Genomic DNA, 22,628 nt, shown 5'->3' with positions numbered 1-22,628 from the left:
AGAGGACCATGCCGGCGCCAGGCCAGGGAACGAGGCGAGCGACAGACAGGAATGGCGAACCCCAGTTGTCCGTCCTGCGGCGCCGAGGTGCCCCTGCGCAGCGCCGCCCTGCCCTATGCGACCTGTGCCTATTGCCAGGCGGTCCTGGTGCGCCAGGACGAAGGCCTGCGGGAAGTGGGCAGGACGGCGATCCTGCCGGCCGACGTCTCCCCCATCCAGCTGACGACGACGGGCCATGCCGACGGCCTGGCCTTCACCGTGGTGGGGCGCGTCCGTTGGGGCTGGCGCGACGGCTCGTGGAACGAATGGCTGCTTGAGATGGCGGACGGCTCCAGCCGCTGGCTGGGCGAGGCCATGGGCCTGTTCATGGTGACGGCCGAGCGGCCGGAGCTGCTCGACCTGCCCCTGCTCGCCACCTTCCGCCATGGCGGCGGCCTCATCCGCGATGCCGTGGTCACCATCGACGGCCGCAGCTTCGTCGCCAGCGACCTGAAGGAGGCGCAGTGCCTGGGCAGCGAGGGGCAGCTTGGCTTTCCCAGCCCACGTGGGCGGGCGATGACCAGCATCGACTTCCGCGACGCCGTGGGCGGCCTGCTCAGTCTGCAGCGTGACCAGGACGGCGCCCGCGCCTGGTTCGGCCATTATTGCACCCTGGCTGAGCTCAGGCCCGCCAACCTGCGGCAGCTCGATGGCTGGCGCATGCCGGCGGCGCTGCGATGACCGCGGCGCGGGAAGTATCCTGCCCGTCCTGCGGCGGCGCCATCGCGATCAAGGCAGCGGGCTACTCGATCACTGTTGCCTGCCAGTATTGCGGCTCGATCCTGGATGTCGCCGATCCCGATGTCCGCCTGATCCGGGAATACCACCTGGCCGTCATGGACCTGCCGCTGGTCCTGGGCAGCCGGGGCGAACTGTCCGGCGTCGAGTGGGAAGTGGTCGGCGCGCTGGAACGCACGGACGGGGACGTCACCTGGCTGGAGTTCCTGCTGTTCAATCCCTATGCCGGCTATCGCTGGCTGATCCTGGCCGATGGCGACTGGCAGTTCGGCGAGGCCCTGGTCGAGGTGCCGGAGACGGGCCGCGACCGCGCCACGTGGCGCGGTCGGCACTATGAGCAGGACTATGACCCGGCGCGGACGGAAACCCGCCGGGTGGTGGGGGAATTCTACTGGCGGGTCCAGGCCGGCGACGCGGTCATGGCCTGCACCTACAGCCACGGCGATCAGGTGCTCTCCCGCGAGGTTTCGCAGGACGAGGTCAACTGGTCGGTCTTCTCTCCCATACCCGAGCGCGCGATCGCTGCGGCCTTTCCGGGGTTCGACGCGGGGCGCGGTGCCGCGTTCCAGGGCGATGGCGGAGCGGGAGCGGGCGCCCTGGCGAGCGGGAACATCGTCGGCTATTTCGTGACCGGCGCCATGGCGGCGGGGCTGGTGTTCATCCTGGGCTCTGCCCTGCACGATTTCAGCCCGGCGGTGACGAACCGGACCTATGTCCCGATCGACAGGCCTGGGGTTGAGCTCAGCATTGGCCGGATCACGGTGGAACGATCCAGCGCCGCCGTCGCGATCACCGCCAGCTCCCCCGATTTCGCCAACAAGTGGGTGGACCTCGACTACCGGCTGGTGAACGAGGCGACGGAGCAGGCGATCACCGGCTATGACGTGCTCGAATACTATGTCGGCCGCGACTGGTCCGAAGGAAGCCGCAGCAGCACCGCCCGCCTGTCTGCGGTGCCGCGCGGCACCTATGAGGTCCTGGTCGATGCCAGCGCCCACAGCTGGGCCGAAGGCAGCTATTCCGGGCAGTTCACCGACCCCCGCCTGAGCGGACCCAATGTCATGGATGTCCGCTTCGAGGTCGAGCGCGACGCCTGGTTCTGGGAGAACGACCTGGTCGCCATGCTCCTGATCTTTGCCTGGCCCGCCCTCGCGCTCTATGGCCAGCGCAAGGGGGCACGGCGATGAGCCGCGCGATCCTGATCTTTGCCGCTTGGTGCGGCCTGGTGGTCGCGGGCCATTCGACCGCCGCCTATTTCGGCTGGTCGCCCTTCGGCGACGACGGCCCGCGCACCGTGGCCGCCGGCTTCGGCGGCCCCACACACAAGTAGCGACGACGGATGGGTGCAACGCGATGCTGACGCTCGATACCTTCCTGGCGACCCTGCTCTATGCGGTCGTCGGGATCCTGATCTTCATCGTGACCTTCATCCTGGTCGACCGGCTGACCCCGGGCGAACTGTGGAAGGAGATCATCGAGCGGCAAAACACGGCCGTCGCCATCCTGGCCGGCGCCGGCGCCATCGGCATCTGCACGATCATCGCCGCCGCCGTGCATGGCTGAGGCACTCGCCGGGCCGGCGGGCCCGGCACGCGGTCCGCGAACGCTGGCCGTCGTCCTGCTGCTCTCCGTCCTGGTCATCGCCACCTGTGGCCTGATCTATGAACTCCTGGCCGGCACGCTGGCCAGCTACCTCTTGGGCGACAGCGTCACCCAGTTCTCCACCGTCATCGGCACCTACCTCTTCGCGATGGGCGTGGGCAGCTGGATCTCCCGCTATGTCCGGCGGGACGAGATGGCGGTCTTCGTCCGGGTGGAGGTGCTGATCGCGGCCCTTGGCGGCTGGTCGGCGGCGGGCCTGTTCCTGCTCTATCCCCTGGTCAGCGACTTCCGGCTGGTCCTCTATTCCCTGGTCCTGCTGATCGGCACGTTGGTGGGGCTTGAGATCCCGCTGCTGATCCGGATCCTGCGGCATCGCTTCGCCTTCCGCGAACTGATCTCGAACGTGCTGACCTATGATTATGTCGGCGCGCTGTTCGCCTCGCTGCTGTTCCCCCTGGTCCTGGTGCCGCAGCTTGGCCTGATCCGGACGGGCTTCGTCTTCGGGCTGCTCAACATCTCGGTCGCCATCGCGCTGCTGCTGGTGGTGCGGGACCAGATGCGGGTGGCGGGCGACCTTGTCGCGGCGCTCCTGGTTGGCGGCAGCCTGCTGTTCGGCCTGGCCCGGGCAGAGGACCTGCAACGCTGGTCCGAGGTCGCGTTCTATGGCGAGAGCGTGATCCATGCCAGCTCCTCCCGCTTCCAGCGGATCGTCCTGACGCGCCATGGCCGCGACCTGCGCCTGTACCTGAACGGCAACCTCCAGTTCTCCTCCGGCGACGAGTATCGCTATCACGAGGCACTGGTCTGGCCCGCCCTGGCCAGGGTGGAACGGCCGCGCGCAGTCCTGGTGCTGGGTGGCGGCGATGGTCTGGCCGCGCGGGAAATCCTGCGCGACCCGCGCGTGGAGCAGGTGACGCTGGTCGACCTCGACCCTGCGATGACGCAGCTGTTCCGCGACACGCCGATGCTGGCCGCCCTGAACCAGGGTGCGCTGGCCTCGCCCCGCGTCTACGTCGTCAACGACGACGCCTTCCGATGGGTGCGCACGGTGAGCGGTCCGTTCGACGCGATCATCGTCGACTTCCCCGACCCCACCGAGTTCTCGCTGGGCAAGCTCTATAGCGAGAGCTTCTACCGCGAACTGGCGCGGCTGCTGGCGCCGGGCGGGGTGATGGCCGTGCAGTCGACCTCCCCCCTGGTGGCGCCGCGATCCTACTGGACGGTCGCGACGACGCTGGAGGCGGCTGGCCTGGCGACGCGCGGCTACCATGCCTATGTGCCCAGCTTCGGCGACTGGGGCTTTACCCTGGCCGCGCACCAGCCCCCGGGCGAGGCCAGCCATCTGCCGCCTGGCCTGCGCTTCGTCACGGCCGACAGCGAGCCGACCCTGTTCGCCTTCCCGCCCGACATGGCGCGCCGGCCGACACCGGTGAACCGCCTGGACAACCAGGCCCTGGTGCGCAGCTTTGCCGAGGAATGGGATGGGCATGAGGGCTGAGGCCAGCCGCCGCCAGGTCCTGGCCGGCGGCCTGGGCCTGGCCGGCATCGTGGCGGCGTCCGGACCGCTGGCCGCCTGCGACGACGGCCGCCCGCTCTTTGCCGGATCGCTGGGCGGCGCCGACCAGGCCCGCGGCCACCGCCTGCGCGGCGGCGACTTCCCCGCGCCGCAACGCGCCCTCGCCGAAGTGCCCCTGGTCATTGCCGGCGGCGGCGTCGCAGGACTGGCCGCGGCTTGGCGCTTGGCGGAAGCCGGATTCCAGGACTTCGTGCTGCTGGAGCTGGAGGATCAGGTCGGCGGCAATGCCCGCGCCGGCCGCAATGCCATCAGCGCCTTTCCGCTGGGCGCCCATTACCTGCCCGTGCCCAATCGCGAGGCGCGCGCCCTGCGCATCATGCTCGAGCGTTTCGGCATCATCACGGGACATACCGATGACGGGCCGGTCTACGACCCCTACCAGCTGTGCGCCGACCTCGAATCGCGGCTGTTCTGGCGCGGCCAGTGGCAGGAGGGCCTGTATCCGACCTCTTCCCTGACGCCAGCGGACATCGCGCAGCGCGACCGCTTCCTGGCCCATGTGGCGTACCTGTCCCAGGCATCGGGCATGGACGGGCGCCCGGCCTTCGCCATTCCCATGGCCTGTTCCAGCCGCGATCCCGCCTTCACCGACCTGGACGGCGAAAGCTTCGCCGCCTGGCTTGACCGCCAGGGCTATACCTCCCCCGTGCTGCGCGCGCACCTGCGCTATGGCTGCCGCGACGATTACGGGACAGAGCCGGAAGACCTTTCCGCCTGGGCGGGGCTGCACTATTTCGCCGGCCGCCGCGGCTGGGCGGCAGACGGCGCGGGCGCGCGCGAGCTGACTTGGCCAGAGGGCAATGGCCGCCTGGTGAGCCTGATGGCCGCTGCCCAGGCGCGGCACATCCGCACCGGTCAGGTCGTCCACCGGGTCGCCCGGCAGGACGACGCCGTGCTGCTCGATTCGTTCGACGTGGTCGGGGACGCGACGACGCGCTACCGCGCGCAGGGGGTCATCCTGGCCATGCCGCACTTCATCGCGGCCCGCGTCGCCCCTGGCCTGCCGCCCGCCGACGGCTTCAGCTACGCGCCCTGGGTCGTCGCCAATGTCAGCGTCTCGCGTCCGCCGCGCGGCCCCGGCACGCCCCTGGCCTGGGACAACGTCTCGGCCGGCAGCGAATCGCTTGGCTACGTCGTCGCGACGCACCAGGACGCCAGCGCCGCCAGCGGCCCGACCGTGCTGACCTGGTACATGCCGCTGTCCACCCTGGCCCCGGCCGAGGCGCGGCGCCTGTTGCAGGAGCGGCCCCTTGCGGCGTGGCAGGCACTGGTGCGCGACGACCTGCTGACCATGAACCCCGACCTGGCTGGCGCGATCACGGGGATCGACATCTGGCGCTGGGGCCATGCTATGGCGCGACCGGTGCCGGGCTTCCTCAGCGATCCCGCACGGCTCCAGGCGCAGCGCCTGGACGGGCCGGTATTCCAGGCCCATGCCGACCTCAGCGGCCTGTCGCTGTTCGAGGAGGCGCATTATCGTGGCGTCGCCGCGGCCGAGGCCGCCCTGGCCATGCTGGGCCATGCAAGCGAAAGCCTGATCTGATGGCGCCGGCGGCGGACGAAATCCTGGGCATCCACCTGATCGCCGACCTGGCGGCCCAGGGTCCGCTGGACGATCCCGCCAGGATCGAGACGATGCTGGTCGAGGCGGCAGCGGCCGCCCGTGTGCGCCTGCTGGAGGTTCGCCTGCACCATTTCGGGGACGGCCAGGGCGTCACCGGAGTGGCCCTGCTGGCCGAATCCCACATCTCGGTCCACAGCTGGCCCGAACGGGCCCTGGCCGCGGTCGACATCTTCGTCTGCGGTGCCCATGCCGACCCGCAGGCGGCACTGGAGGTCATCCGCGCCCACCTGGACGCCACGATCCTGCGCCGCCTGGAAGTGCCACGGCTGGGTCGGCCGTGAAGGTCCAACGCCCCCGTCGCCTGACGTTCGGCTGATTGCAATCCATGGGTGGCGGAGGGGATGGGATTCGAACCCACGACACCCTTTCGGGTGCACACGCTTTCCAGGCGTGCGCCTTAAACCACTCGGCCACCCCTCCGCACGACGGGCCGGCGCGCTAGGCTGCCGGCCCGTGAGGCGCGGCACTGTAGTGAGGGCGCCCCCCCGGCGCAACCCCGCACCGACGGGGGCGGCCCCGGCGATGTCGCAGCCGGGTCGCAGCGCCCGGCGCGGCTTCCTGCCCGGCGGGCGGGGTGTACGGACAGTGGATTGCGCGGCGCCGCCGCCCATGCCAGGAAGGGGCCATGGTCCTGCTGCGCGTCCTTGGCCTGCTTTTCCTGGCGCTGGCGCTCATGGCGCTGGGGGCCGAGGCGTTCCTGGCCCTTGAGAAGCAAAGCTGGGCCTGGCCGGCGCTGGGCGAGGTCTGGTACGCGGTCGATGGCGCGTCCCTTGACCAGGTGCGGGTGGCGATTGCCACACACCTGTCGCCGGCTTTGTGGGACCCTGGGGCCGTGGCGATACTGCGGCAGCCTTGCTCCGTGGTCCTGGGCGTGCCGGCGCTGCTCTTGCTGGCCCTGGCGCGCCTGCGCCGCCGCCGGCGCCGGCGGATCTTCGCGCCCGCCCCGCCGGACGAGGGGCGCGCCTGAGCGGGCGGGCCCTGCCCCGCCCGGCCGAGCCCGGCTCAGGGCTTGACGGTGACGAACTCGCCCAGCGCCTCAAGATAGAGGTCCAGCAGGGTGTCCTGCTCCTGCCGCTCCTCGCGGTCCAGCTTGCGCAGCTTGATCACCTGGCGCAGCACCTTGGTATCGAAGCCATTGCCCTTAGCCTCGGCATAGATTTCGCGGATATCGGCGGCGAGACCCGCCTTTTCCTCTTCCAGGCGCTCGATCCGCTCGACGATGGACTTGAGCTGGTCCGCTGCGATCGCTTCAAACTCGGCCATGTCACCCCTCGCTCTGGCGGCGCGGACCATAGACGCCAGCGCCCAAGGCTGCAACGCTGTGCGGACGCGGGATGCGCCCGCATCATGAGCACGCGGCATGAGCCTTGGAACAGCACCGTTCTTGCGTGCGTCGCATTGGCTGCGACGCCCGGTTGCGGTTGCGCTGGCCAGCGGCTGTGTCGCCCTGGTCCTGTCCGGTCTGGCGGTGCTGTTCACCAGTTCGATCCGCGAGCAGGCGCTCAGCCACCATCACGCCGACCTGGCCATGCAGGCGACCTTGCTGGCGCTTTATGTCCGCGACGTGCCTGCGGAGGAGCGACCCGCAGCCCTGCGCCGCTTCCATGGTGCGCTGGGCGAACACGCGGACACGGTCCTGGGCCTGCTGGACGGCCAGGGCCATGTGATCGCGCAGTACCCCGATCGTCCACCGCTCCAGGGGCTGGCCGCGGCCCTGGCCGACCGCGACCATGCCGGGACGACGCGTGTCGACCCCGGCCACCTGGGCGATGAGGTGGAGCGGCTGGCTGCCCATGCCTACATGCCGGTAACGGCGGGTGCGATGGCGGCCAGCGGTCCACCGGGGATGGCCGTGGTCGCCGTGCCGGAGATCGAGGTGTCGGGCGCCACGCGCCGCGACCAGCTGATCGTGATCGCCGCTGCCGTCGCCCTTGCCGTCATCATCGGCATCCTGGGCGGCCTGCTGGCCCGCAAGGCGCGCGCCGCGCAGGAGGCGGCGGAGCAGCTGGGCCGGCGCGAGGTCGAGCTGCGCCAGCTGTTCGACCATGCGACGGAGGGCATCTATCGCAGCGCCCTGAACGGCCGGATCCTGCGCGCCAGTCCGGCCATGGCGCGCATGCACGGCTATGACGACGAATCCCACATGATGGCGCTGCGCGACACCGACCGCCGGCCATGGTTCATCGACCCGGAGCGAGCGCGTGTCTTCTTCGAGACGCTGCTGCGCGACGGCGTCGTGCGCGGCTTCGAGTCCGAGGTCTGCCGCCGCCACACGGGCGAGCGCTTCTGGGCGATGGAGAATGCCTGGCTGGTGCGCGACGCGGAGGGCAACCCCACCTTCTTCGAGGGCACGGTCCAGGACGTGACCGAGCGGCGCACGGTCGAGACGAACCTGCGCCGGGCCCAGGCCGATGCCGAGCAGTCGAGCCGCACCAAGTCCAGCTTCCTGGCCAACATGAGCCATGAGCTGCGTACCCCGCTCAACGCGATCATCGGCTTCTCGGAAGTGCTGGAGGCGGGCATTGCCGGGCCGCTGACGCCGCGCCAGGCGGAATATGTCGGCGACGTCCTCACCTCGGGCCGCCATCTGCTCGAGGTCATCAACGACATCCTGGACCTGTCCAAGATCGAGGCCGGCCACCTGGACCTGGCCGAGCAGCATCTGGACCTGGAGGAACTGCTGGAGGACTGCACGGCCATGCTGCAGCCGCTTGCCGCGCGCAAGGGCATCGCCGTGGTGACGCCGCACCAGGGCGACCCGACCCAGGCCGGGCCCAGCCTGCTGGCCGACCAGCACCGGCTGCGCCAGATGCTTCTGAACCTGCTGTCGAACGCAATCAAGTTCACCGACCCGGGCGGCCGGGTGACGCTAGGCTGGCACCGGCGGGGCGATGGCGGCCTGAGCCTGGCGGTGAGCGATACCGGCCAGGGCATGAGCGCGGAGGAGGTCGAGGTCGCCCTGATCCCCTTCCGCCAGGTGGATGCAGCGCTGTCCCGTCGGCACGAGGGCACCGGCCTGGGCCTGCCGCTGGTCAAGATCCTGGTCGAGCGGCACGGCGGCACGCTGGAGATCGAGAGCGTCAAGGACCGGGGGACGTGCGTCACCCTGAACTTCCCCGCCTGGCGCTCGCAACCCGACAAGGCCGCCTGACGCCAGCGCAATCCCGCCGCCGGCGCCAGGACTTGTGGGGTGTCAGTGGTTGTGGGGCGTCAGCTTGGCCAGGGCCTCGGCCGGGGCGGGCGTCTGGTGCTGCTGCTTCCACTCCTCATAGGGCATGCCATAGACCTGCTCGCGCGATTCGTCCTTGGTCAGGGCGACGCCGCGCTCGTCCGCCGCCTCCTTCAGCCAGTTGGACAGGCAGTTGCGGCAGAAGCCGGCCAGGTTCATCACATCGATGTTCTGCACCTCCGGATGCTCCTGGAAGTGCCGGACCAGCCTGCGGAACGCCGCGGCTTCCAGCTCGGTCTGCGTTGCCTGGTCCAGTGTCTTGGCCATGCCATGCCTCCTGTCTTGCCGGCCAGCGCCGTGCCTGCCATGTGGCGCCTTTCGCGTGCAGACGCAATCCCGCCCATGGCGCGGGGTGGCAAGCGGGCGCCGGCTTGGCTAGGCTCGCACCATGCGTCGCCGCCGCAATACCAAGATCGTTGCCACGCTGGGCCCCGCGTCCAGCACACCCGAGATGATCCGCGCCCTGTTCGAGGCGGGGGCCGATGTCTTTCGCCTGAACATGAGCCACGGCTCGCAGGACGACGTCCGCGCCCGCCATGCCGCGATCCGCGCGCTGGAGGCGGAGGTCGGCCGCCCCATCGGCATCCTGGCCGATCTCCAGGGGCCGAAGCTGCGCGTCGGCCGCTTCCGCGATGGCGCCGTGCAGTTGCGCGAAGGCGCCACCTTCCGCCTGGAGCTGAGCGGCGAGGATGGCGACGAGACCCGCGCCGTCCTGCCCCATCCGGAGGTATTCCAGGCACTGTCGACCGGCACGCGCCTGCTGCTGGACGACGGCAAGGTGGCGCTGGAGGTGACCGAGGCCGGGTCCGACTTCGCCATGACCCGCGTCGTCGAAGGCGGGCCGCTGTCGAACCGCAAGGGGGTCAACGTGCCCAACGCGGTCCTGCCGATCGCGGCGCTGACGCCCAAGGACCTGTCCGACCTCGACTTCGTCGCGAACCTGGGCGTGGACTGGGTTGCGCTGTCCTTCGTCCAGCGGCCGGAGGATGTGGCCGAACTGCGCAAGCACCTGCGCGGCCGCGCGGCCGTGATGTCCAAGATCGAGAAGCCGGCGGCCCTGGAGCGCCTGGACGAGATCATCGAGCTGTCCGACGGACTGATGGTGGCGCGCGGCGACCTGGGGGTCGAACTGCCGATCCAGGAGGTGCCGACGTCGCAGAAGCGGATCACGCGGGCCTGCCGGCGCGCGGGCAAGCCGGTGATCGTGGCAACCCAGATGCTGGAATCGATGGTGGTCCAGCCCGTCCCCACCCGCGCCGAGGTGACGGACGTCGCCACCGCCGTCTACGAGGGGGCGGACGCGATCATGCTGTCCGCCGAATCGGCGTCGGGCGCCCATCCGGTAGAGGCCGTCTCGATGATGGACTCGATCGCGCTGCAGGTCGAAGGCGACGCCTACTATCCCTCGATCACGCAGGCGCAGCGGCTGGAGCCGGAGGCGACCGCCGCCGACGCGCTGAGTGCGGCCGCGCGGCAGGTGGCGGAAACGCTGCGCTCCGCCGCCATCGTCACCTATACGACCTCAGGCTCGACCGCATTGCGGGCAGCGCGCGAGCGGCCGCGCGTGCCGATGCTGACCCTGACGCCGTCCATTGCCACGGCGCGTCGCCTGGCGCTGTGCTGGGGCGCGCATTCGGTCGTGACCGAGGACGCCCACAATTTCGACGAGATGGTCGACAAGGCCCGCGCGACGGCCAAGGCCGACGGCTTCGCCGAACCCGGGCAGCGGATCGTCATCACGGCAGGCGTCCCCTTCGGGACGCCAGGCACCACCAACGTGCTTCACGTCGCCTGGGTCACCTGAGCCGGCTCACGCCCGCGACGCGCCGCTTCCCGCCTGGTGCGCGGCCAGGCCCACGGCGAATTCCGCCATCACCGAGCGGGTGGGTGGCGGCGCGCCCAGGTGGACATGGCGCAGCTCCGCCATGAAGTCGGCCCAGAGCGGCGGGCCCCCATCCTCCAGCATCCGGGCCCGCAGCGACAGCAACGGCGAGGCCTGCGTGTGGCGCCGGCCCCAGGCCGCCATCTGCGCCAGCAGCGGCACCAGCTGGATCGCCGGCTCTGTCAGGCTGTAGATCGCCTTCTGCCGGTGGCTGGGGTCGTCGACCCGGGACAGCAGCCCCGCCGCCACAAGGCGCTTCAGCCGGTCGGCCAGGATGTTGGAGGCGATTGCCTCCTCCGACTGGGTCAGCAGAGTGCGGAAGTGGCGCCGGTTGCCGAACATCACGTCGCGGATCACCAGCAGGCTCCAGCGATCGCCCATCAGTTCCAGCGTCAGGTTGATGGGGCAGCCCGAGCGGTGACCGGCATCCATGCATGAACCTTTGGCGTTGCCCGGCCGTAAGGTGGGCCAGACCGATTGCAATCTAGGATCGGTCGTCCTAGCCTTCAACCAGTTGCAATCGACAACTGGAAGTGCGGCCCTCCATGAGCCTCAGCCTGTTTGCCCATCCCCTGTCGTCCTACTGCCAGAAGGTGACGATCGGCCTGTACGAGAACGCGATCCCCTTCGCATGGCGGCAACTGGGCGCCGGGGACGACGCCGCTGCGACGGAGGCCGAATGGGCGGCGCGCTGGCCGATGAAGCGCATGCCTGTGCTGGTCGACGGCGCGCGCACCGTGGTCGAGGCGACGATCATCCTGGAATACCTGGACCTGCATCATCCGGGGCCGGTTCGCCTGTTGCCCACCGATCCCAGGGCTGCGCTGGAAGTTCGCTTCCTTGATCGCTTCTTCGACAACTACATCCAGACGCCGCAGCAGCGCTGCGTCTTCGACGTGCTGCGCCCTGAGGGGGAGCGCGACGCGCGCGGCGTCGCCGAGGCGCGCGCCCAGCTGGAACAGGCCTATGCCTGGCTGGAGAACAGGTTAGAGGGCTGCGACGGCTGGCTGGCCGGCGACTTCAGCCTTGCCGACTGCGCGGCGGCCCCGGCGTTGTTCTACGCGCACTGGACGGTGCCGATCGCGCCCCGCTTCGGCAGGCTGCTGGCCTATCGCCGGCGCCTGATGGACCGCCCCTCCTTCGCCCGCGCCATCGACGAGGCGCGGCCCTATCGCCAGTTCTTCCCGCTGGGCGTGCCTGCCGAGGATTGACGGCCCGCCCTGACGCTCAGATCTCGACCTGGGTGCCCAGTTCCACGACGCGGTCGGGCGGCAGGCGGAAGAAGCTCATGGCACTGGTGGCGCTGCGCGACATCAGGGCAAACAGCCGCTCGCGCCACAGCGCCATGCCCGGGTTCTCGCTGGGGACGACGACCTCGCGGCTGAGGAAGAAGGAGCACTGCATGGGATCGATCTCCAGCCCGTGCTCCTTCAGCCGCGTCAGGGCGTCGGGCACGTTGGGATCCTCCATGAAGCCATAGCGCAGCATCATGCGGTGGACGTTGTTGCTGTGCGCCGACAACTCGATCCGCCGGTCGACGAAGACATAGGGCGTCTCTTCCGTCCGCACGCACAGGATGATGACGCGCTCGTGCATCACGCGGTTGTGCTTCAGGTTGTGCAGCAGGGCGCCGGGTACCCCTTGCGAGTTGGCGGTCATGAAGACGGCGGTGCCCGCCACGCGCGGCGCCCGGTCCGAGATCGAGGCCAGGAACGTGTCCAGGTCCAGGTTATGGGCGTTGACCCGCTCGAACAGGATCGCGCGTCCCCGCTTCCAAGTCGTCAGCAGGACAAAGGCGATGGTCGCCACGACCAGCGGAAACCAGCCACCATGCAGGACCTTGGTCATGTTGGCGCCGAAATAGGCCAGGTCGATGATTGCGAACAGGCCGACCAGCGCGCCCACCAGCCAGCGATTCCACCGCCAGCCGATCACGATCACGATCGTCACCAGGGCCAGGTCGATCATCATCGTCCCCGTCACCGCGATGCCATAGGCGGCGGCCAGGTGGCTGGACGACTGGAACCCCAGGACGAGCAGGAACACGCAGATTGCCAGCGTCCAGTTCAGGCCCGGCAGGTAGACCTGGCCGATCGACTGGGCCGAGGTGTGGACGATCCGCATGCGCGGCAGGTAGCCCAGCTGGATCGCCTGCCGCGTCAGCGAGAACGCGCCAGAGATCACCGCCTGGCTGGCGATCACCGCCGCCATCGTCGCCAGGCCCACCAGCGGCAGGCGCGCCCAGTCGGGTGCCAGGTTGAAGAAGGGTGCCGAGGCGGCCTCAGGGTCGGCGAGCAGCAAGGCGCCCTGGCCGAAATAGTTGAGGAGCAGGCAGGGGCCGACAAAATAGAACCAGGCCAACCGGATCGGCCGCCGGCCGAAATGACCCATGTCGGTGTAGAGCGCCTCGCACCCCGTCACCACCAGGACGACCGAGCCCAGCGTCAGGAAGGCGATCCAGCCGTCCAGCGCAAAGAAGTAGATGGCGTGATAGGGGTTGAGCGCCAGCAGGACCCACGGATTCTGCACGATCTGGATGACGCCCAGCGTCCCCAGGACGGCGAACCAGGTCAGCATCACCGGGCCGAACAGGGCACCCACCGAATGCGTGCCGCGGTGCTGGATCGCGAACATGACGACCAGGATCGCCAGGGTCAGCGGCACCACGAACGGCTCCAGCACGGGCGACACGACGCTCAGGCCCTCGACCGCGCTGAGCACCGAAATCGCCGGCGTGATGATGCTGTCGCCAAAGAACAGGGCCGCGGCAAAGATGCCCAGGATGCCGACCCAGTGGGTCAGGCGGGTGCCGTGCGTCAGGTGCGACACGCGCGCCAGCAGGGCCAGGCTGCCGCCCTCGCCCTTGTTGTCGGCGCGCATGATGATCGACACGTATTTCAGCGACACGACCAGCGTGACCGACCAGAAGATCAGGGACAGGACCCCGAACACGTGCTCGCGATCGACCGCCAGCGGGTGGGGACCCACGAAGCACTCCTTGATCGCGTAGAGCGGACTGGTCCCGATATCGCCGAAGACAATGCCGACGGCCCCGATGAACAGCGCCCTGGTCGACCCGTGTGACTGCATCAACTCCCGCCCGCCTGGCCCGTGCTCGCCGCACGCTAGCCTAAAGCGCCCGGCGGGGCCACGGCTCCCGCGCGACGCCATCAAACTGCGGGAGCGTGCATGTTGCGCCGCAAACGGTCATGATCGGAGGATCCATTTCCGGTGCACGGGGCGTCGCCATGCTGTCCTCTGACGAGGTTGCCCGGTTTGATCGCGACGGTTTCCTGATCCTTCGCAACTTCCTGGACCGCGCGCAGGCGGCCCGGCTGGCGGCCCGCTTTGAAGGACTGTTCGCCGGCCACTTCCCGACCGGCCTGCACCCGGACGAGTGGAATTGGCGCGCGACTCGCGATCCACCCGACCGCACGCGGCAGATCTGCAACGGCTGGAAGTCGGATCCCGCCGTCGCGGCTGCAGTGCTCAGCCCGGCCGTGGGCCAAGCCAGCGCCCAGCTCGGCCGCTGGCCGGGCGCCCGGATCGCCCAGGACAACGTCCTGTGGAAGCCCCCGGGGGCCAAGCCGTTGGGCTTCCACCAGGACGACAGCTATATCGACTGGGTCCAGCCGGCGGCCTACGTCACCTGCTGGATGGCGCTGGACGACACCAGCGCCGCGGGCGGCACGATCGAATATGTCCGCGGATCGCACCGCTGGGGCCTGTTCCCGCCCATCGCCCAGTTCCACGCGCCCGACGACTATCGCAAGGAACTGGCCGAGGCAGCGGCCCAGGTCGGCCAGGTGCCCGAGATCGTCCATGTCGAGGTGCCGGCCGGCGGCTGCGCCCTGCATCATGGCGCGACCTGGCACGGCTCCGGCGTCAATCGCGGCTCCAGTCCGCGCCGATCAGTCGTCGCGCACTGCATCTCGTCCGAGGCCCGCTTCCACCCGACCAACGTCTCCCCGGTCTACAGCCGCTATCGCCGGGTGGCCGACACGACGATGGACGAAAGCTTCTTTCCCATCCTGTGGCGCCAGGACGGCTATCGCACCCCCTGGCTGGACAGCTTCATCGCCCAGGCGGCATGAGCCGTCACCCCCGTGTGCTGGGGGGCAGCAGGTCCCAGGGCGCGCGCCAGCCGGGAAGTCCCGCGATCCGCTCCGCCCAGGCGTTGATCGCCGGGAAGGCCGCGCGGTCGATGCCCGTCTCCTCGCGGAAATAGACATAGCCCGCCAGGCTGAGGTCGGCGATGGTCGGGCGCGCGCCCAGCAGGAACGGCCGCCCGGCCAGATGCGCCTCGACAATGCCCCAGGCACCCAGCGCGCGGGCGCGCAGGAACTCGGTCACCGGCGTCTCCCCCGTCTTCTGGATGCCGACCATGAAGCGCAGGGTTGCGAAATAGCTGGTGAACTTGTGGTTGTCGAACAGGATCCAGCGCAGGATCTCCAGGCGCTCGTCCTCGGTCCGGGGGCCATAGAGCCCCGTCTGCTCCGCCAGATAGGTCAGGATGACGCCGCTTTGGCTCAAGGTTCGGCCCCGATGCTCCAGCACCGGGGCCTCCCCTTGCGCGTTGACCTGACCGCGAAAGGCCGGATCCCGTGTCTGGCCGCCGAAATAGTCGACGACAACCGGCTCCCACGCACAGCCCGCCAGCGCCAGCATCAAGGCCGGCTTGTAGCTGTTGCCCGATTCAGCGAAGCAGTGAAGCCGGTAGTCCGCCATTGGTGCCTCAGCCCCCCATCAACTGCCGCAGCCCCTGCTGCATCTCGGCCATGACGGGTGCCACCGCCGGATGCTGGCCGATCGTCGACCAGTAGCGCGCAAGCCTGGGGGTATGGGCAAGGGGCTCCGTCACACCCAGCATTGGTCCCAGCGTCGTGATGAAGAACAGCGCGGTCGGCAGGGCGCAGTCGGCCTGGCTGAACGCCTCGCCCACGGCATGGGGGCCGACCAGATAGTGTTCCACCTGCTGCAGGGCGGCACCCAGTTCGCCCACCTTCTCCTTCAGCACGGCCTCGTTCCGCGTGCTCGGGTCCAGTTGCCCGAACAGCACCGTCAGCGGCACGAAGATGTAGAGGTCGACCATGCGCGACAGCAGGCGCGCACGGGCGCGATCTGCGGGGGAGCCGGGCAGCAGCGACGGGCCGCCCTGGGTCTCCTCCAGATATTCCACGATCACCTGGGACTCGGGCAGCTTGAGCGTGCCGTCGACCAGGGTCGGCAAGCGCTGGATCGGATTAATCGCGCGATAGAGGTCGGACTTCATGCCGCCTTCGGGCGGCGGCGCCAGGTCCAGGGCGATGCCCTTGTAGCGCGCGGCGATCCGGACACGCGCGGCATAGGGCGAGACGTCGAGAGAATAGAGGGTGGGCATGGCGACCTCCTGAAGCGAACGGCCGGTCCCGCGAGATGTGAACCGGCCGTTCGATCTTCAGGGCGCCCCTGCCCTTACGAAATTACCTTGCGGGTCATCAGCCGCCCTGCAGCTTCTTCAGCGCGGCCGCCATTTCCGCGATCACGGGGGCGACATCCTTGTTCGTGTTCACCGCAGCCAGATAGGCGCCCAGCTTCGGCGTCGCCGCATAGGGCTGCGCCAGACCGAAGGCCGGGCCCAGCGCACTGACGAAGAACAGGACCGTGGGCAGGGTGCAGTCGGCGATGGAGAACGCCTTGCCCGTCGCCGTGTCGGTTCCGGACACATAATGGTCCAGGATCTTCAGACCCTTTTCCAGTTCCGCCACGCGGGCCGTGACGACGGCTGCATCACGCGTCTTGGGGCTGAGCTGGCCGAACAGCACCGAAAGCGGCGGAAAGATGTAGAGGTCGGCCAGGCGGCAGAGCAGCCGGGCCTGGGCGCGATCCTCTGGCGTGCTGCCGGACAGGCGCCCGCCGGCGTACTTCTCGTCCAGGTACTCCAGGATGACCTGCGATTCGGGCAGGGTCAGGCCGCCATCGACCATGACCGGCAGCTTGTCGATCGGCGTGATCGCCTTGTAGGTGTCGGAATGCAGGCCGCCCGGCGGATCGGCCAGCTCCAGCGCGAAGCCCGTCGCGCGCTGTGCGATCCGGACCCGGCCGGCAAACGGCGACAGGGCGGCATTGTACATCGTCGGCATTGATTTCCCCTCCCATATGCGAACGGCCGATCCTGGGATCGGCCGTCCTGTTCTTGTTGGCGATGGCAGCGAGCGCTGCCCTGCCCCTACTCGGCGGCCTTGGCCGTCGGCTTGGCCAGTTGGCGGCCGAGTTCCAGGCGCGCGATCTGCTGGCGATGCACCTCGTCCGGGCCGTCGGCGATGCGCAGGGTGCGCTGGCCGGCATAGGCGCGGGCCAGGCCCGGGTCGGTCGTCACACCGGCGCCGCCGAAGGCCTGGATGGCGTCGTCGATGATGCGGCAGGCCATGTTGGGGGCCTGGACCTTGATCATCGCGATTTCCTGGCGGGCGATCTTGTTGCCCACCGTGTCCATCATGTAGGCGGCCTTCAGCGTCAGCAGGCGCGACATCTCGATGTCGATGCGGGCGTTCGCGATGCGCTCCAGCCAGATCGACTGCTCGGCGACCGGCTTGCCGAACGCGGTGCGGCTGGCCAGGCGGTGGCACATCTTCTCCAGCGCGCGCTCGGCCGCACCGATCGTGCGCATGCAGTGATGGATGCGCCCCGGACCCAGGCGGCCCTGCGCGATCTCGAAGCCGCGGCCCTCGCCCAGCAGCAGGTTCTCGGCCGGCACGCGGACGTTGGTGAACGAGACTTCCGCATGGCCGTGCGGCGCGTCGTCATAGCCGAACACGGGCAGGATGCGCTCGATCTTGGCGCCCGCGGCATCGGCGGGAACCACGATCATCGACTGCTGGTTGTACTTGCTGTTGTCCGGGTTGGACCGGCCCATCAGGATGTAGACCTTGCAGCGCGGGTCGGGGGCGCCCGAGGTCCACCACTTGCGGCCGTTGATGACGTACTCGTTGCCGTCGCGCCGGATCTCGCACTGGATGTTGGTGGCGTCGGACGAGGCGACGGCCGGCTCGGTCATTGCGAAGGCGGAGCGGATCTCGCCCGCCAGCAGCGGCTTCAGCCAGCGCTCCTTGTGCTCCTCGGAGCCATAGCGCTCCAGCACTTCCATGTTGCCGGTGTCGGGCGCCGAACAGTTGAACACCTCGGACGACCAGCCGACGCGGCCCATCAGCTCGCACAGCGGCGCGTATTCCAGGTTGGTCAGGCCAAAGCCATTGCGGCTTTCCGGCAGGAACAGGTTCCACAGGCCGGCGTTCTTCGCCTTCTGCTTCAGTTCCTCGACGATGGGGATCGGTGCCCAGCGATCGGCCGCACCTTCGTGCTGCTCGTAATAGGTCTTCTCGTTCGGATAGATGTACTGGTCCATGAAGCCCGAGACGCGGGCAATCATGTCCTTCATCTTTGGGGTGTAGTCGAAATTCATGGGCAATCTCCCTTCGTTCGTTGCCGTCCCACGAGGGCGCGGAGTTTAGCGGTGCCTTGGCGGCCCGTCCTGCAAAAACTTGGGAGTGAAACTCCGCGAACCCGGGGGCCGCGACCTCACTCCAGGTGACCCGTCCGCCGGGCCTGGAAGAAGCGCCGCAGCATCTCCGCCGCGCGCCGTTCCCCGATGCCACCATAGACCTCCGGCGCGTGATGGCAGGTGGGACTGGCGAAAAAGCGGACGCCATGGTCGACGGCGCCGCCCTTCACATCGGCGGCGCCATAATAGACACGTCGCAGCCGCGCGAGCGAGATGGCGCCGGCGCACATCGTGCACGGCTCCAGCGTGACATAGAGGTCGAGGCCATCCAGGCGCAGGCGGCCTGTTGCGGCGCTGGCGGCGCGGATCGCCACCATCTCCGCATGGGCGCTGGGATCGCCGGTGCGGATCATGGCGTTGCGCCCCTCCGCCACGATGGCCCGGCTGACGGGATCGACGACGACGGCGCCCACAGGCACCTCCCCCTCGCCCGCCGCCTGTTCGGCAAGGGCAAGTGCGCGGTCCATGAAGCTGCTGCTGTAGAATGGCTGGGTCATGCTAGAGAACGCAGCATGTCATCCAGCGACACAGGCGGCGAGCGTATCGCCAAGGTCATCGCCCGGTCCGGGCTCTGCTCCAGGCGCGATGCCGAGCGCATGATCGAGGAGGGGCGCGTCGAACTGGACGGTGTGCGCCTGACTGCGCCCAACGTGAACGTGGGTCCCACCAGCCGGATCAAGGTCGACGGCAAGGCGCTGCCCATCCCCCAGCCGGCCCGCCTGTGGCGCTATCACAAGCCGCGCGGCCTGGTGACCAGCCACAAGGACGAAGGTGGCCGCCCGACCGTGTTCGGGAACCTTCCCCCCGGCCTGCCGCGTGTCGTCTCCATCGGGCGGCTGGACCTCAATTCCGAAGGGCTGCTTCTGCTGACCAATGATGGCGGACTGAAGCGGCGGCTGGAACTGCCGTCCACCGCCTGGGTCCGGCGCTACCGCGTCCGGGTGATGGGCGAGGTCGACCGCGCCGCCCTGGCCCGCCTGCGTCACGGGATCGTGGTCGATGGCATCGCCTATGGCCCGATCGAGGCCGAGCTGGACCGCGAGGGCCAGGGCCGCAATGCCTGGCTGACCATGAGCCTGACCGAAGGCAAGAACCGCGAGATCCGCCGCGTTCTGGAGCACCTGGGCCTGTCGGTGAACCGGTTGATCCGCGTCTCCTACGGCCCGTTCGAACTGGAGGACCTGGAAGCGGGCCAAGTCCGCTCCATCGCCATGCGCGACCTGGCCGAGGCGCTGGGCGAGCGCCCGTCGGCTACAGGCGATGAACCGGTGCGCAAGCCGCGCGGCAAGGCCCGCCCTGTCCTGGGCAAGGGTCCCCGGCCCCAGGCGGAGCCTGGCGCTGAAGAGGCCGCGGCAAAGCCCGCCCGCACGCGCAAGCCCGCCGCACCGCGCGGTCGCCCGGTCGAAACCTTTGCCGGCTCTGGCAGGCGCAGCGACCGGCCGCCCGCGGCGCCAAAGGCGGAGCGCGGCCCCCGTCCGGCCGTACGGGCCGCGGAGGGATCCGGCCGCCCGGCCCGGTCCAGGCCCGCAGGCGAAGGCAGCCTGGCAGCCGAGCGTCCCCCCGCGCGTGCCGCCGGCCGCCCTGCCGGCGGGCGACCCGCTGAGGCGCGCCCGGCCGGGGCGCGCCCGCATGGCGCACGGCCTGCGGGCCCCCGACCTTCCACGCCCAAGCCATCGGGCACGCGCCCCTCTGCGACGCGCCCATCTGGCGCACGTCCATCTGGCGCACGCCCAGCCGGCGCCAAGCCGTCGGGCAGCCCGCGCCCCTCTGGCGGGCGGCCCAAGGGGCCCCGGAAGTGAGGATCGTCGCCGGGCGCCATCGCGGACGCACGCTGGCCAGTCCGCCCGACGACAGCATTCGTCCCACGGCCGACCGCCTGCGCCAGGCGCTGTTCGACATCCTGACGACGCACCCGGCCGTGGACCTGGACGGCGCGCGCGTGCTCGACGTCTTCGCAGGGACGGGCGCCCTGGGGCTTGAGGCACTGTCGCGGGGGGCAGCCCACGCCACGTTCCTGGACGACAATGCCGGCGCCATCCGCCTGATCCTGCAGAACGTGCGGACGCTGAAGGAGGAGGGGCGGACCCGCGTTCTGCAGCGCGATGCGCGCAAGCCCGGTCCCGCGCCACACGGGCCGGCTGCCGACCTCGCCCTGCTCGACGCACCCTACAACAAGGAGCTGAGTGCGCCCGCCCTCTCTGCCCTGGCGGCGCAGGGCTGGCTTGCTCCCGGTTGCCTGTGCGTCGTCGAACTGGCCCGGGACGAGGCCTTTGCCCCTCCGCCCGGCTTCGCGCAGGAGGACGAGCGCGCCTATGGTCATTCCCGCTTCGTTTTCCTGGAGCGAACGGACCCTTGATCCTGCCTGATGTCCTGGCGCCGGGCCTGCACGCGGTGCTGTGCGGCACGGCGGTGGGGCGCTTCTCGGCCCAGGCCCAGGCCTACTACGCAAAGCCCGGCAACCGCTTCTGGCCCGCCCTCCACGAGTCGGGCCTGGTGCCTGTGCGCCTCGGCCCGCAGGACTATCCGCGCGTGCTGGAGTTCGGCTTGGGGTTGACCGACCTGAACAAGACCGAGTTCGGCAACGATTCGGAGCTGACCCGCACCGCGTTCGACGTGGCCGGCCTGAGGGCGAAGCTGGCGCACTACCGCCCCGCGGCGCTCGCCTTCACCAGCAAGCACGGCGCGCAGACCTTCCTGCGCCGCAAGGTCGCCTATGGCCGCCAGCCGGAGGTGGTGGAGGGTGCGGCGCTGTTCGTCCTCACCTCTCCTTCGGGCCTGGCGACCGGCTACTGGTCGCTGGAGCCGTGGCGGGAGCTTGCCGGCTTCGTCAACGCCCGCCGGACACGTCCAGCAGCGCCCCGGTGACATAGGACGAGGCCGCGTCCAGCAGGTAGAGGATGGCTTCCGCCACCTCCTCCGCCGTGCCGGGCCGGCCCAGCGGCGTGCCGGTGCCCAGGCGCCAGGCGCGGTCCGGCTGGCCGCCGCTGGCATGGATGTCCGTCTCGATCAGGCCCGGGCGCACGGCGTTGACGCGCACGCCACCCGGCCCCAGTTCCTTGGCAAGTCCAATGGTCAGCGTGTCCAGCGCCCCCTTGGACCCCGCATAGTCGACATACTCGCCTGGAGAGCCCAGGCGCGCCGCAGCGGACGAGACGATGACGATGGCGCCACCCTGCCCGCCCCGGTCGCGCGGCAGGGTCCGCGCCGCCTCCCGCGCCGTCAGATAGGCGCCCAGCACGTTGGTATCGAACACCCGGGTCAGGCGTTCCAGCGACATGTCCGCCAGGGGCGCGGGTGGCGCCACGATCCCCGCATTGACCACGACGCCGTCGAGCGCACCGAAGCGCGCCCGACCTTGCGCGAAGCTGTCGATGACCTCGGCCTCAATGGCGCAGTCGGCGCGGATCGCCAGGCCATCTGCACCCTCGGCCCGGATCGCCTCAAGCGTCTGCGCAGCGGCGGCGGCATCGCTGGCATAGGTGAAGGCCACGTTCCAGCCACGCCGGGCGGCAAGCACCGCGGTCGCCCGGCCGATGCCGCGGCTGCCACCCGTGATCAGGATCGCTGTCACGGCTGCCCTCCCGCCGCCAGGGCCGTGCGCTGCCGCCCATCCGCATCAAAATTGGCGGCATCCAGCCAGGCCTGGAAGGCAGCCCGGATCGCCGGCCATTCGCTGTCGATGATGGAGAACCAGGCGGTATCTCGGTTACGCCCCTTGTACAGCGTCGCCTGCCGGAACAGCCCTTCGTAGCGGAAGCCAAGGCGGGCCGCCGCCCTGCGCGACGGCGCGTTGAGTGCGTCGCACTTCCATTCGTAGCGGCGATAGCCCAGCTCGTCGAAAACGCGGGCCATCATCAGGACCATCGCCTCCGTCGCTGCCGGTGTGCGCTGAAGCAGGGGCGAATAATTGATGTGCCCGACCTCGATTACGCCCACGGCGGGCTCGATTCGCAGGTACGAGGCGACACCCACCGCCTTGTCCGTCGCATGGTCGATGATCGCGTGGAACAGGGGATCGTCGCCCAGGCAGGTGCGCTCCATCCAGGCGCGGTAGTCGCCCAGGTCGGCGAACGGGCCATAGGGCAGATAGGTCCAGTTGCGTCCCTCGCCGTCGCGCGCATTGGCGGCGAACAGGTCGGCCGCATGGCGCGCAGGGTCCAGCGGCTCCAGCGTGCAGAATCGCCCCGTCATGGCCGTCCTCGGCGGCCGCTGCCGCGCGCTCCAACCGGGCAGGGACACGCCGATCGGCTGGCCCAGGGGATTGAGGATTGGTGCGGAGTCGGTCATGTCGTTCCCGGCCAGTACTGCGGGAAGACTAACGCGGGGTCGACGAAAGTGGAGAACCAAGTGCCGTGGCTAGCCGGAGCCAAGGCGGTGCAATCGAGTTGAGGTTCGCAT

26 protein-coding genes and 1 tRNA gene are annotated in these 22,628 nt (G+C 69.6%); 15 read left to right on the top strand and 12 right to left on the bottom strand.

Annotated elements, in window-relative coordinates:
- Positions 1-51 precede the first annotated feature (51 nt).
- From ACI6GS_RS11480 to speD, 7 genes are read left to right on the top strand one after another with little or no spacing between them, the layout of a single operon-like run.
- Entirely contained in the window at positions 52-720 is a 669-nt protein-coding gene (locus tag ACI6GS_RS11480; protein ID WP_439813580.1) for a DUF4178 domain-containing protein, read from the top strand.
- The gene (locus tag ACI6GS_RS11475) at positions 717-1,964 is read left to right on the top strand and encodes a DUF4178 domain-containing protein (protein ID WP_439813579.1); all 1,248 of its coding nucleotides are present in this window, start codon (positions 717-719) and stop codon (positions 1,962-1,964) included. The genes ACI6GS_RS11480 and ACI6GS_RS11475 overlap by 4 nt, the downstream gene beginning before the upstream one ends.
- On the top strand, positions 1,961-2,107 hold the full coding sequence (locus ACI6GS_RS11470; RefSeq protein WP_439813578.1) for a hypothetical protein: 147 nt from the start codon (positions 1,961-1,963) through the stop codon (positions 2,105-2,107). Before ACI6GS_RS11475 ends, ACI6GS_RS11470 begins: the two co-directional genes overlap by 4 nt.
- 23 nt (positions 2,108-2,130) lie before the next feature.
- Positions 2,131-2,340: a DUF350 domain-containing protein gene (locus tag ACI6GS_RS11465; RefSeq protein ID WP_439813577.1), complete on the top strand. Its 210-nt coding sequence runs from the start codon at positions 2,131-2,133 to the stop codon at positions 2,338-2,340.
- Positions 2,333-3,877 carry a polyamine aminopropyltransferase gene (locus ACI6GS_RS11460; RefSeq protein WP_439813576.1) on the top strand — a complete coding sequence of 515 codons (1,545 nt, stop codon included), beginning with the start codon at positions 2,333-2,335 and terminating at the stop codon, positions 3,875-3,877. The genes ACI6GS_RS11465 and ACI6GS_RS11460 overlap by 8 nt, the downstream gene beginning before the upstream one ends.
- A complete protein-coding gene (locus tag ACI6GS_RS11455) occupies positions 3,867-5,498 on the top strand; it encodes an FAD-dependent oxidoreductase (RefSeq protein ID WP_439813575.1) in 1,632 nt (543 codons plus the stop codon). Before ACI6GS_RS11460 ends, ACI6GS_RS11455 begins: the two co-directional genes overlap by 11 nt.
- Positions 5,498-5,860, top strand: coding sequence for an adenosylmethionine decarboxylase (gene speD / locus ACI6GS_RS11450; protein WP_439813574.1), 363 nt, complete (start codon positions 5,498-5,500; stop codon positions 5,858-5,860). The genes ACI6GS_RS11455 and speD overlap by 1 nt, the downstream gene beginning before the upstream one ends.
- Positions 5,861-5,909: 49 nt before the next feature.
- On the opposite strand, the gene ACI6GS_RS11445 is transcribed toward speD, so the two are convergent.
- A tRNA-Ser gene (locus ACI6GS_RS11445) sits at positions 5,910-5,999 on the bottom strand.
- Between the two features lie 205 nt (positions 6,000-6,204).
- Between ACI6GS_RS11445 and ACI6GS_RS11440 the strand changes: the two genes are divergently transcribed.
- The gene (locus tag ACI6GS_RS11440; protein WP_439813573.1) at positions 6,205-6,546 is read left to right on the top strand and encodes a hypothetical protein; all 342 of its coding nucleotides are present in this window, start codon (positions 6,205-6,207) and stop codon (positions 6,544-6,546) included.
- A gap of 35 nt (positions 6,547-6,581) precedes the next feature.
- On the opposite strand, the gene ACI6GS_RS11435 is transcribed toward ACI6GS_RS11440, so the two are convergent.
- Positions 6,582-6,842 (bottom strand): DUF2312 domain-containing protein, encoded by a 261-nt coding sequence (locus ACI6GS_RS11435; protein ID WP_439813572.1) that lies wholly within the window; start codon positions 6,840-6,842, stop codon positions 6,582-6,584.
- Positions 6,843-6,939: 97 nt separating this feature from the next.
- Between ACI6GS_RS11435 and ACI6GS_RS11430 the strand changes: the two genes are divergently transcribed.
- Positions 6,940-8,730: an ATP-binding protein gene (locus ACI6GS_RS11430; protein ID WP_439813571.1), complete on the top strand. Its 1,791-nt coding sequence runs from the start codon at positions 6,940-6,942 to the stop codon at positions 8,728-8,730.
- Positions 8,731-8,772: 42 nt separating this feature from the next.
- Here the strand turns inward: ACI6GS_RS11430 and ACI6GS_RS11425 are convergent, their stop codons facing one another.
- Positions 8,773-9,075 carry a DUF1244 domain-containing protein gene (locus tag ACI6GS_RS11425; protein ID WP_439813570.1) on the bottom strand — a complete coding sequence of 101 codons (303 nt, stop codon included), beginning with the start codon at positions 9,073-9,075 and terminating at the stop codon, positions 8,773-8,775.
- Positions 9,076-9,196: 121 nt separating this feature from the next.
- Here ACI6GS_RS11425 and pyk point away from each other — a divergent pair, with 121 nt between their 5' ends.
- Positions 9,197-10,612: a pyruvate kinase gene (gene pyk / locus ACI6GS_RS11420; protein ID WP_439813569.1), complete on the top strand. Its 1,416-nt coding sequence runs from the start codon at positions 9,197-9,199 to the stop codon at positions 10,610-10,612.
- Positions 10,613-10,618: 6 nt separating this feature from the next.
- Here pyk and ACI6GS_RS11415 read toward each other — a convergent pair whose 3' ends face one another.
- Complete coding sequence (locus ACI6GS_RS11415) at positions 10,619-11,122, bottom strand: winged helix-turn-helix transcriptional regulator (protein ID WP_439813568.1); 504 nt, start codon at positions 11,120-11,122, stop codon at positions 10,619-10,621.
- A gap of 113 nt (positions 11,123-11,235) precedes the next feature.
- Between ACI6GS_RS11415 and ACI6GS_RS11410 the strand changes: the two genes are divergently transcribed.
- The gene (locus ACI6GS_RS11410; RefSeq protein ID WP_439813567.1) at positions 11,236-11,901 is read left to right on the top strand and encodes a glutathione S-transferase family protein; all 666 of its coding nucleotides are present in this window, start codon (positions 11,236-11,238) and stop codon (positions 11,899-11,901) included.
- 16 nt (positions 11,902-11,917) lie between these two features.
- Here ACI6GS_RS11410 and ACI6GS_RS11405 read toward each other — a convergent pair whose 3' ends face one another.
- Positions 11,918-13,780, bottom strand: a complete 1,863-nt coding sequence (locus ACI6GS_RS11405; RefSeq protein ID WP_439813566.1) for a potassium transporter Kup — start codon at positions 13,778-13,780, stop codon at positions 11,918-11,920.
- A 119-nt stretch (positions 13,781-13,899) separates the two neighbouring features.
- On the opposite strand from ACI6GS_RS11405, the gene ACI6GS_RS11400 reads away from it, so the two are divergent.
- Positions 13,900-14,784, top strand: a complete 885-nt coding sequence (locus tag ACI6GS_RS11400; RefSeq protein ID WP_439817919.1) for a phytanoyl-CoA dioxygenase family protein — start codon at positions 13,900-13,902, stop codon at positions 14,782-14,784.
- Between the two features lie 4 nt (positions 14,785-14,788).
- On the opposite strand, the gene ACI6GS_RS11395 is transcribed toward ACI6GS_RS11400, so the two are convergent.
- The 5 genes from ACI6GS_RS11395 to ACI6GS_RS11375 form a co-directional block, all read right to left on the bottom strand.
- On the bottom strand, positions 14,789-15,418 hold the full coding sequence (locus tag ACI6GS_RS11395) for a glutathione S-transferase family protein (protein WP_439817918.1): 630 nt from the start codon (positions 15,416-15,418) through the stop codon (positions 14,789-14,791).
- 7 nt (positions 15,419-15,425) lie between these two features.
- Positions 15,426-16,070 carry a glutathione S-transferase family protein gene (locus ACI6GS_RS11390; RefSeq protein ID WP_439817917.1) on the bottom strand — a complete coding sequence of 215 codons (645 nt, stop codon included), beginning with the start codon at positions 16,068-16,070 and terminating at the stop codon, positions 15,426-15,428.
- A gap of 97 nt (positions 16,071-16,167) precedes the next feature.
- Positions 16,168-16,812: a glutathione S-transferase family protein gene (locus ACI6GS_RS11385; protein WP_439817916.1), complete on the bottom strand. Its 645-nt coding sequence runs from the start codon at positions 16,810-16,812 to the stop codon at positions 16,168-16,170.
- A gap of 86 nt (positions 16,813-16,898) precedes the next feature.
- Positions 16,899-18,131, bottom strand: coding sequence for an acyl-CoA dehydrogenase family protein (locus ACI6GS_RS11380; RefSeq protein ID WP_439817915.1), 1,233 nt, complete (start codon positions 18,129-18,131; stop codon positions 16,899-16,901).
- Positions 18,132-18,247: 116 nt separating this feature from the next.
- Positions 18,248-18,727, bottom strand: coding sequence for a nucleoside deaminase (locus tag ACI6GS_RS11375; RefSeq protein ID WP_439817914.1), 480 nt, complete (start codon positions 18,725-18,727; stop codon positions 18,248-18,250).
- A 15-nt stretch (positions 18,728-18,742) separates the two neighbouring features.
- Between ACI6GS_RS11375 and ACI6GS_RS11370 the strand changes: the two genes are divergently transcribed.
- The 3 genes from ACI6GS_RS11370 to ACI6GS_RS11360 are packed head-to-tail and all read left to right on the top strand — an operon-like array spanning position 18,743 to position 21,095.
- Positions 18,743-20,029: a pseudouridine synthase gene (locus tag ACI6GS_RS11370; RefSeq protein ID WP_439817913.1), complete on the top strand. Its 1,287-nt coding sequence runs from the start codon at positions 18,743-18,745 to the stop codon at positions 20,027-20,029.
- Positions 20,026-20,586, top strand: a complete 561-nt coding sequence (gene rsmD, locus ACI6GS_RS11365; protein ID WP_439817912.1) for a 16S rRNA (guanine(966)-N(2))-methyltransferase RsmD — start codon at positions 20,026-20,028, stop codon at positions 20,584-20,586. Before ACI6GS_RS11370 ends, rsmD begins: the two co-directional genes overlap by 4 nt.
- Positions 20,583-21,095 (top strand): mismatch-specific DNA-glycosylase, encoded by a 513-nt coding sequence (locus ACI6GS_RS11360; protein WP_439817911.1) that lies wholly within the window; start codon positions 20,583-20,585, stop codon positions 21,093-21,095. The genes rsmD and ACI6GS_RS11360 overlap by 4 nt, the downstream gene beginning before the upstream one ends.
- Here ACI6GS_RS11360 and ACI6GS_RS11355 read toward each other — a convergent pair.
- The gene (locus tag ACI6GS_RS11355; protein ID WP_439817910.1) at positions 21,058-21,801 is read right to left on the bottom strand and encodes an SDR family oxidoreductase; all 744 of its coding nucleotides are present in this window, start codon (positions 21,799-21,801) and stop codon (positions 21,058-21,060) included. The genes ACI6GS_RS11360 and ACI6GS_RS11355 overlap by 38 nt on opposite strands.
- Positions 21,798-22,421 carry a GNAT family N-acetyltransferase gene (locus tag ACI6GS_RS11350; protein WP_439817909.1) on the bottom strand — a complete coding sequence of 208 codons (624 nt, stop codon included), beginning with the start codon at positions 22,419-22,421 and terminating at the stop codon, positions 21,798-21,800. Before ACI6GS_RS11350 ends, ACI6GS_RS11355 begins: the two co-directional genes overlap by 4 nt.
- Positions 22,422-22,628 lie beyond the last annotated feature (207 nt).

This window comes from Zavarzinia sp. CC-PAN008 (assembly GCF_051903925.1).
Classification (GTDB): Bacteria; Pseudomonadota; Alphaproteobacteria; order Zavarziniales; family Zavarziniaceae.
The sequence above is the reverse complement of the archived record's forward strand: the minus strand, read 5'-3'. Positions and strand labels throughout refer to the sequence as shown.

Bases quoted from the DNA above. Each gene is read 5' to 3' on its own strand.
- ACI6GS_RS11480 (WP_439813580.1), top strand. From the start codon at position 52: ATGGCGAACCCCAGTTGTCCGTCCTGCGGCGCCGAGGTGCCCCTGCGC.
- ACI6GS_RS11475 (WP_439813579.1), top strand. From the start codon at position 717: ATGACCGCGGCGCGGGAAGTATCCTGCCCGTCCTGCGGCGGCGCCATC.
- ACI6GS_RS11470 (WP_439813578.1), top strand. From the start codon at position 1,961: ATGAGCCGCGCGATCCTGATCTTTGCCGCTTGGTGCGGCCTGGTGGTC.
- ACI6GS_RS11465 (WP_439813577.1), top strand. From the start codon at position 2,131: ATGCTGACGCTCGATACCTTCCTGGCGACCCTGCTCTATGCGGTCGTC.
- ACI6GS_RS11460 (WP_439813576.1), top strand. From the start codon at position 2,333: ATGGCTGAGGCACTCGCCGGGCCGGCGGGCCCGGCACGCGGTCCGCGA.
- ACI6GS_RS11455 (WP_439813575.1), top strand. From the start codon at position 3,867: ATGAGGGCTGAGGCCAGCCGCCGCCAGGTCCTGGCCGGCGGCCTGGGC.
- speD (WP_439813574.1), top strand. From the start codon at position 5,498: ATGGCGCCGGCGGCGGACGAAATCCTGGGCATCCACCTGATCGCCGAC.
- ACI6GS_RS11440 (WP_439813573.1), top strand. From the start codon at position 6,205: ATGGTCCTGCTGCGCGTCCTTGGCCTGCTTTTCCTGGCGCTGGCGCTC.
- ACI6GS_RS11435 (WP_439813572.1), bottom strand. From the start codon at position 6,842: ATGGCCGAGTTTGAAGCGATCGCAGCGGACCAGCTCAAGTCCATCGTC.
- ACI6GS_RS11430 (WP_439813571.1), top strand. From the start codon at position 6,940: ATGAGCCTTGGAACAGCACCGTTCTTGCGTGCGTCGCATTGGCTGCGA.
- ACI6GS_RS11425 (WP_439813570.1), bottom strand. From the start codon at position 9,075: ATGGCCAAGACACTGGACCAGGCAACGCAGACCGAGCTGGAAGCCGCG.
- pyk (WP_439813569.1), top strand. From the start codon at position 9,197: ATGCGTCGCCGCCGCAATACCAAGATCGTTGCCACGCTGGGCCCCGCG.
- ACI6GS_RS11415 (WP_439813568.1), bottom strand. From the start codon at position 11,122: ATGGATGCCGGTCACCGCTCGGGCTGCCCCATCAACCTGACGCTGGAA.
- ACI6GS_RS11410 (WP_439813567.1), top strand. From the start codon at position 11,236: ATGAGCCTCAGCCTGTTTGCCCATCCCCTGTCGTCCTACTGCCAGAAG.
- ACI6GS_RS11405 (WP_439813566.1), bottom strand. From the start codon at position 13,780: ATGCAGTCACACGGGTCGACCAGGGCGCTGTTCATCGGGGCCGTCGGC.
- ACI6GS_RS11400 (WP_439817919.1), top strand. From the start codon at position 13,900: ATGATCGGAGGATCCATTTCCGGTGCACGGGGCGTCGCCATGCTGTCC.
- ACI6GS_RS11395 (WP_439817918.1), bottom strand. From the start codon at position 15,418: ATGGCGGACTACCGGCTTCACTGCTTCGCTGAATCGGGCAACAGCTAC.
- ACI6GS_RS11390 (WP_439817917.1), bottom strand. From the start codon at position 16,070: ATGCCCACCCTCTATTCTCTCGACGTCTCGCCCTATGCCGCGCGTGTC.
- ACI6GS_RS11385 (WP_439817916.1), bottom strand. From the start codon at position 16,812: ATGCCGACGATGTACAATGCCGCCCTGTCGCCGTTTGCCGGCCGGGTC.
- ACI6GS_RS11380 (WP_439817915.1), bottom strand. From the start codon at position 18,131: ATGAATTTCGACTACACCCCAAAGATGAAGGACATGATTGCCCGCGTC.
- ACI6GS_RS11375 (WP_439817914.1), bottom strand. From the start codon at position 18,727: ATGACCCAGCCATTCTACAGCAGCAGCTTCATGGACCGCGCACTTGCC.
- ACI6GS_RS11370 (WP_439817913.1), top strand. From the start codon at position 18,743: ATGTCATCCAGCGACACAGGCGGCGAGCGTATCGCCAAGGTCATCGCC.
- ACI6GS_RS11350 (WP_439817909.1), bottom strand. From the start codon at position 22,421: ATGACGGGGCGATTCTGCACGCTGGAGCCGCTGGACCCTGCGCGCCAT.